Genomic DNA, 6,919 nt, shown 5'->3' with positions numbered 1-6,919 from the left:
TCCTAAGGAATTCATCCATATCAGCCATTTGATTGAGGTTCATTTCAGTGGTTAGTACAGGCCGCTTTAAGCTCAAAGTTTCACTCTTTCTGACAATTATGGGCAGCTTTTGCCTTATTTCATCCGTATTAAAAAAACCATTTTTCCTTACAGGTAAATCAATTCCGTCAAAGCCTAAAGATTTGACCGTTTCAGGCACCTGCTCCAAAGGAAGCCATTGGAGGGCTTTTGTGAATAGGTAAAAAGGTGATGGAGCTGCTGCTTTCTTAGCCTCCGGCAATAGGTTTTTTAAAAAGCCTAATTGTGGAGTTAATATACCTGTTCCTGCTACAGCCATTATTTTCTTTACGGAAGATCTTCTGTTCATTTGGGGCTTATTTGAATGTGTGATTATTTAGACAAGGTACTATTTTGCCCTCATTGTATCAATAATTTTTCCTTTAACTTATGGCTTTTCAAAATCATGGATCATTTCTAAAGCAGGAGAAAGGCTCATGCCACCGGGATTTAGCCCCGGCTCACCTTCAGGTATTGATAAATTCAATGCTTCAAAATACTTTTCCCACACAGGGAATAGTAGTCCTGTGTCAGGATCCTTAAAGGTCATGGGAGGGGTTGCAAAAATCGGTTCGCCTCCATTTGCCTTCTTAAAAGAAAAATGGATAAGTTCTGAACAATAATAGGCATCATTTGCCAAATCAAAGGCATTGTCATAAGGCTTTCCGATCAGGGTTTTCCCGTATCGAACGGCTTCCGGGATTAGCTGCTGGTATTCGGGCTTCAACCGACCAATTTGTACCTTTGGGACTCCCTTCGTATTGGTGTGACGGTATAAAAATTCTTTTAAAGGGGTGACTATAACCCCTTGGCTGTTGGCTTCCAGGACCATCCACTTATCTTTTGAGCCGATCAAAATCCCATTGTGAGAAAAGGGGTGCCCTTCATACCCGGAGGTCACTTTTTTGATTGCTTCACAAAAATCTCCACAATCTCCATTTTGAAATAAAATATCCCCTACTTTCCAATCTCTCCATGGCTCTTGACTATATGCGCTTAAAAAACAGAAGTGAAAGAGGATTAGTAGTCCTGTTCTTAGTTTTTTGGTTTTCATACCAGCATGAAAAAGAGCAAGGATACGGCCAAAATTAAAGTCATCTTTTTGGCTTTTTCTTTTTGTGGAGCACTTATTTTTTTTCTGCGAAGCACCAGCACCGCAAGGCTTAAGCCCAGCAACTGCAGGCCTATGGCCAGGCCGGCAAACCAGCCCGCGTAAGCCATGGTAGGCTGTAACAATGCCTTAACTACCAAGGGTATCAATCCAAAAAGTATGCCCGCCATTCCGGATTGGAAGGACAGCTTTAACAAGTCCTCAGTCCCTTTTTGATGTATGTTCATTGTTTTTTTCTTTTCCTGTCCTCAAAATAGCTGGCCAATTCTTCTCTGCTCTTTGTATTTAAGGTCATCGCTTTGGTCAACCCTCCTTTTCTACCTACAATAACGCCAAATTTCATATGGGCTACACCGGCTTTTTCATGCGCATCAGGGTTGATAGAGAGAAGCACTCCCTTATCCATAGCATACCTGACCCATCGCCAATCAAGATCCAATCTCCAAGGGTTGGCATTAATTTCTATGACCACATCATGCATTGCACAGGCATCAATGACCGCACGATGATCGATCGGGTAGCCTTCTCTGCGTAAAAGAAGTCTACCTGTGGGATGGCCTAAAATCGTGGTATAGGGGTTTTCAATGGCTTTGAGCAAGCGTGCAGTAGCCTTGTTAATATCCATACTCAAGCCGGAATGAACAGAAGCCACCACGTAATCAAATGTGGCCAACACCTCATCTGAATAATCCAGGCTCCCATCTGTAAGGATGTCGCTTTCTATTCCTTTAAAAACGCGAAAGGGCTTCAATGATTCATTGATACCGTCAATTTCTTGGTGTTGCTTGTAAATGCGGTCTTCATCCAGGCCATTGGCATAAAATGCGGAGCGACTATGATCAGCAATGCCGAAATATTCGTAGCCTTCTGATTGGCAGAATGCTGACATTTCCAACAGCGTATTTTTTCCGTCACTGTAAGTGGAATGATTGTGTAAAGGACCTTTTAGGTCTTCGAGGGTCAGTAGTTCATCCAAAGAATGTGTTTTCACCCAGTCGAGTTCCCCGGTGCCTTCCCTCAAAGCTGCATGAATATAAGGAAGGCCTGCCGCTTCATAAGCCTGCTCCTCGGTTTCAAATTTTTCCTTGTAAAACAATTCGCCAAGGGGCAGCCCATTTTCTGTAGGATATAATAAGTGGGCTTTGGAAGCAGATTTTAAAAGTTTTTGTTTAATAAAATCCTTTGTCGGTACGATGGTGATAAGTATATGGATTTCCGGTTCCTCCAGTTGTCCTTCCCAACGGTAGGGACTCATTTTGGACTTGTCTTGTTTTATCCCATTGACTTTATTTATGGTAGCAAGGCTTTCTTTTGGATCATCCGATCCAATTAGAAATGTAAGGCCCCCTATTATTTCTGCTTCCATTTCAAAACTCCCCACTATGGCAACCTTGTCTTTAGCCAAGCTTTCAGAAAGTCTATTATAAAGGGCTTTAGCCGCTTGTTCTATATCTGCGTACAACCATTTCCCTTGGTTGGAAGCTTTGTATTCTAGGGCTTGAATAATGCTGTCTTGGGTTTTTTGTCCAAAGCCCTTGATTTTTGCCACCTGTCCGGATTGGCAGGCCTCCATCAATTCATGGGTGGAGGTGATGTCAAGTTCTTTCCACAGCGTTTTTATTTTTTTAGGACCAAGGCCTTTTATTTCCAGAATTTCTAAAATTCCTTTAGGCGTTTGCTCCATAAGTTTATCCAAAAGCTCATGGCTACCGGCCTCTTGAATAGAGAGAATGGCCTCAGCGATACCTTTACCAATAGAGGGGAGCTTTTGTAGTTCGTCCAGGTTTAGGTTAGCAAGTGGCTTGCCTTCTCTTTCAATACTGTTGATGGCAGATTGATAGCCCCTGATTTTAAATGCATTTTCTCCATGCAATTCCATCAATTGCAAGGTTAATTTAAGGGTCTTGACAATTTGTTTATTATCCAAGGTGTTTTGAGATCTGTTGTGTACCCGACAAATGTCCTAAATAATTGTTTCAAAATAAAATCATAAGTCTTATCTTATGGAGTAAATCAAAGTATCAGCGGATATAGTTGATCAACCGTTACTACCAAAACACCCATTTGTAGGCAACTACTGAGAAATGATTAGTAGGAAGGATGGATTAGGATTGCCGTTAATAATTGAAAGGCCACAAGCATCGCTTAATTAAGCGCAAGAAGAAAGGATATAGCGTTGGCTTATTGGAACAATTAGCATGTAGGCAAAGTTTGGTAGGTGAACAGAAAATAAAACCCTGAAGGAATGTCAAAACAAACCCTATTGACCACTGTACTCTACTTGTTTTTACTGGGAATAGCTGTTGGGCAAGTTCAATTTACGCAAAGGTTTGAGGTAGAATCTCACTGGGCAGACGATGATTTTTATGTATTGCCTACCGAAAGAGGAGTTGTGGGATTTCGAATGAAAGCTGAAAATTCTTTCGGAAGAAAAGATCGGTTTCAATATTTTACCGCAGATTTTCAATTGAATGCAGAAAAGCCACTTGAAAGAGAGTTAGATGATTTCTATGAATTGGTGGGCTTTGATCTTGATAGGGACTTGTTGTATGTCCTGTTCGATAAAGGTTCTCAATATGATGATGAAAAAGCTATTTTTGAAATAGATATCGAAAGCCGAAAGCTTAAAGAACTTGAACTTGCCAGTATTTTAGAAATGGAATTACAGGACTTTTTGGTTTTTAACAAAAAGGCAGTTTTTATGGGGAAGTACGATTACCGCCCTGTGATCCAGATATTCGATATTGAAACCGAGGAAGTGGTAACGGTGCCCGGTCTTTTTGAAAAAGATGCCAAGATTTTACAAATGAGGAAGGATCCTGAGTTGAATGTATTTGATGTGGTGATGACGCGAAGGGATGCCTTCAAAAATAAAATAGTATCTATATTGACCTACGACACCGATGGGAATAAGCTTAGGGAGGTGAAAATTGATGATTTGGGCGACCCATCTATGGAGATTGTTGAGGGGCTACTGACTTCCTCAAACAATTATAAGCAGGCTTTGATCGGGCCCTATGGCTTGAAGAAAAAAGAAGCCTATCAAGGTTTGTACTTCACGAAAATCAACGAATTTGGTGAGTATACCAATAGGTTTTATGACATCACTGATTTTGAAAATTTTTACAACTACCTCCCGGAAAAAGCCCGTGAAAAGAAGTGGAAGCGCATAGAAAGAAGAGCTGAAAAGGGCAAAAATAACCCCATCAGAAATGTGGTCGTGACAAGAGAAATTCAGTCTTCAAATGGACTATACTTGGTTTACAATGATCATTTTATTTCTACTTCCTCAAGGTATGCGCCAAGAGATGGGATGTATGTAAGTAATTTTTATCGACTAAACCCCATGATGGGAGGTTATGGAGGCCTTTACAATCCATTGTGGTTAGATCCGCGGTTCAGGGGGGCACAGACAGTAGACCAATATAAGTTTTTGTCGGCACAATTTATTTTACTAAATGCAGAAGGGGATATACTCTGGGAAAATGCCATAGATCTGGACAATTCGGGAAAGAATGACCCGATGAAGTATGGGGAATTGGTATTTGATGGAAGTAATTTATTTTATATGTTTCTCAAGGAAAAAGAATTGATGCTTAGCCAGATAAAAGAGGGGGATATTGTCATGGAAAATGAACCCTTTGAAATTGAACTAGTCAATGAAAATGAAAGAATCTCCGAGACTAGAGAGAATAGTTTGCAGCTTATTTGGTGGTATGACAATTATTATCTTTTAAGTGGTAAGCAAAGGATAAGGTACCAAGGTGAAGATGGCCGGGAGAAAAGCAGAGAGGTCAATTTTTTTACTAAAATAAAAGTGGATGATTTTATATAGAGCCATTAAGCCCCAATAAATAATTTATATATTTGCCTCAAATTTTAATCATGCAAAAAAGACTTGTTCTTGACCAAACCCAGATATCACTTACCATCAGTAGGTTTTGTCATCAATTGATAGAAAACCATGATGATTTTGATAATACGGTTCTTTTAGGTCTCCAACCGCGAGGAGCATTGGTGCTGGATAAAATCATTCAGCGGATGCAGGAAATCCAAAATATAACTCTGGAATATGGGTATTTGGATGCGACCTTTCATCGAGATGATTTTAGAAGGAGAGACCTTCCTTTACGGGCAAATGAAACTAAAATTGATTTTTTAATTGAAAATAAAAAAGTCGTTTTGGTGGACGATGTACTTTACAAGGGCAGGTCTGTTAGGGCAGCAATGGATGCAATGATAGCTTTTGGAAGACCTCAAAAAGTGGAGTTGATGATACTTATTGACCGTAAATTCACCAGAGATTTCCCTATTCAGCCGGATTACTGCGGGCGGCAGGTCAATACCCTGGAAAGCCAGTATGTAAGCGTTGAGTGGCAAAATAAAGGCTTTGAGAAGGATGCCATTTGGATCACTGAAAAAGAAAGTAACGAATAGCAATGGAGCAGCTTAGTACCAGACATTTATTGGGGATAAAAGACCTGAGCCCTGCAGATATTCAATTGATTTTTGAAACAGCAGACAATTTCAAAGACATATTGAACAGGCCAATTAAAAAAGTCCCTTCTCTTAGAGATATAACCATTGCCAACGTTTTTTTTGAGAACTCTACGAGGACAAAGCTTTCTTTTGAATTGGCAGAGAAAAGACTATCGGCAGATGTGGTCAATTTTGCGTCGGCAAGTAGTTCTGTAAAAAAAGGAGAAACGCTGATCGATACAGTCAATAATATTTTGGCCATGAAAGTAGACATGGTTGTTATGAGACATTCCAGTCCGGGAGCACCTCATTTTTTATCCAAGCATATTGACGCCAATATCGTCAATGCGGGGGATGGCACGCATGAGCACCCCACCCAAGCTTTGCTTGACTCTTTTTCTATCAGGGAAAAACTCGGGGATGTAGCAGGTAAAAAAGTTGCCATAATCGGTGATATTTTGCATTCCAGGGTTGCTTTATCGAATATTTTCTGCCTTCAAAAACTTGGAGCAGAAGTGATGGTATGTGGACCAGTGACCTTATTGCCGAAGTATATTGCCGATTTAGGTGTGAAGGTAGAACATGATGTGTTCAAGGCTTTGCAATGGTGTGATGTGGCCAATGTTCTCAGGATTCAATTGGAGAGACAGCAAATTAAATATTTCCCTTCCCTTAGAGAATACTCCCTTTTTTATGGGATCAATAGGGAATTATTAAACAGACTAGATAAAGAAATTGTAATCATGCACCCGGGTCCAATCAATAGAGGTGTAGAGTTGAATTCTGATGTTGCAGATTCAGAACATGCCATTATTCTTCAACAAGTAGAAAATGGTGTGGCGATTAGAATGGCGGTATTGTATTTGCTTGCAGGTGTTAAATGAGGGCTCTATTGGAAGCCTTCCTTAAACTATCATTTTAAAATGTTTTAAAAATAAGTCCATGATATACAATTCAATTGTTGAAACTATCGGAAACACCCCTTTGATTAGATTAAATAATTTAAATAAGGGGATTGAAGGAGAAATACTGGTTAAAGTAGAATATTTTAATCCGGGCAATTCCATGAAAGATAGAATGGCTGTTAAAATGGTGGAGGATGCCGAAAAGGAAGGGATATTGAAACCGGGAGGGACCATCATCGAAGGCACCAGTGGCAATACTGGTATGGGACTGGCCCTAGCAGCCATATCAAAAGGGTATAAATGCATTTTTACGATGGCTGACAAGCAGTCCAAAGAAAAAATTGATATCTTGAAGGCTGTAGGAGCT

Annotated in this window: 7 protein-coding genes and 1 pseudogene; 4 read left to right on the top strand and 4 right to left on the bottom strand. The window is 40.1% G+C overall.

The window, feature by feature from the left end; all coding sequences use genetic code 11:
- The 4 genes and pseudogenes from AAC037_RS16585 to AAC037_RS16570 form a co-directional block, all read right to left on the bottom strand.
- Positions 1-367: pseudogene (locus tag AAC037_RS16585) on the bottom strand (xylose isomerase); the annotation flags it as partial.
- Positions 368-445: 78 nt separating this feature from the next.
- A complete protein-coding gene (locus AAC037_RS16580; protein ID WP_339904108.1) occupies positions 446-1,111 on the bottom strand; it encodes a YiiX/YebB-like N1pC/P60 family cysteine hydrolase in 666 nt (221 codons plus the stop codon).
- Entirely contained in the window at positions 1,108-1,395 is a 288-nt protein-coding gene (locus AAC037_RS16575) for a hypothetical protein (RefSeq protein WP_303615283.1), read from the bottom strand. Before AAC037_RS16575 ends, AAC037_RS16580 begins: the two co-directional genes overlap by 4 nt.
- Complete coding sequence (locus AAC037_RS16570; RefSeq protein WP_339904109.1) at positions 1,392-3,047, bottom strand: helix-hairpin-helix domain-containing protein; 1,656 nt, start codon at positions 3,045-3,047, stop codon at positions 1,392-1,394. Before AAC037_RS16570 ends, AAC037_RS16575 begins: the two co-directional genes overlap by 4 nt.
- A gap of 366 nt (positions 3,048-3,413) precedes the next feature.
- On the opposite strand from AAC037_RS16570, the gene AAC037_RS16565 reads away from it, so the two are divergent.
- The 4 genes from AAC037_RS16565 to AAC037_RS16550 all read left to right on the top strand — a co-directional run.
- Positions 3,414-5,003 (top strand): transcriptional regulator, encoded by a 1,590-nt coding sequence (locus AAC037_RS16565; RefSeq protein ID WP_339904107.1) that lies wholly within the window; start codon positions 3,414-3,416, stop codon positions 5,001-5,003.
- 50 nt (positions 5,004-5,053) lie between these two features.
- Entirely contained in the window at positions 5,054-5,605 is a 552-nt protein-coding gene (gene pyrR / locus AAC037_RS16560; protein ID WP_339904105.1) for a bifunctional pyr operon transcriptional regulator/uracil phosphoribosyltransferase PyrR, read from the top strand.
- 2 nt (positions 5,606-5,607) lie between these two features.
- Positions 5,608-6,531, top strand: a complete 924-nt coding sequence (locus tag AAC037_RS16555; protein ID WP_339904104.1) for an aspartate carbamoyltransferase catalytic subunit — start codon at positions 5,608-5,610, stop codon at positions 6,529-6,531.
- 58 nt (positions 6,532-6,589) lie between these two features.
- Positions 6,590-6,919, top strand: a 330-nt coding sequence (locus AAC037_RS16550; RefSeq protein ID WP_339904102.1) for a pyridoxal-phosphate dependent enzyme, incomplete at its 3' end; no start/stop codon positions are given.

This window comes from uncultured Cyclobacterium sp., from assembly GCF_963976465.1.
Classification (GTDB): Bacteria; Bacteroidota; Bacteroidia; order Cytophagales; family Cyclobacteriaceae; genus Cyclobacterium.
The sequence above is the reverse complement of the archived record's forward strand: the minus strand, read 5'-3'. Positions and strand labels throughout refer to the sequence as shown.

Coding starts and splice junctions, on each gene's coding strand:
- AAC037_RS16555 (WP_339904104.1), top strand. CDS start 5,608: ATGGAGCAGCTTAGTACCAGACATTTATTGGGGATAAAAGACCTGAGC.
- AAC037_RS16570 (WP_339904109.1), bottom strand. CDS start 3,047: ATGGAATTGCATGGAGAAAATGCATTTAAAATCAGGGGCTATCAATCT.
- AAC037_RS16565 (WP_339904107.1), top strand. CDS start 3,414: ATGTCAAAACAAACCCTATTGACCACTGTACTCTACTTGTTTTTACTG.
- AAC037_RS16580 (WP_339904108.1), bottom strand. CDS start 1,111: ATGAAAACCAAAAAACTAAGAACAGGACTACTAATCCTCTTTCACTTC.
- pyrR (WP_339904105.1), top strand. CDS start 5,054: ATGCAAAAAAGACTTGTTCTTGACCAAACCCAGATATCACTTACCATC.
- AAC037_RS16575 (WP_303615283.1), bottom strand. CDS start 1,395: ATGAACATACATCAAAAAGGGACTGAGGACTTGTTAAAGCTGTCCTTC.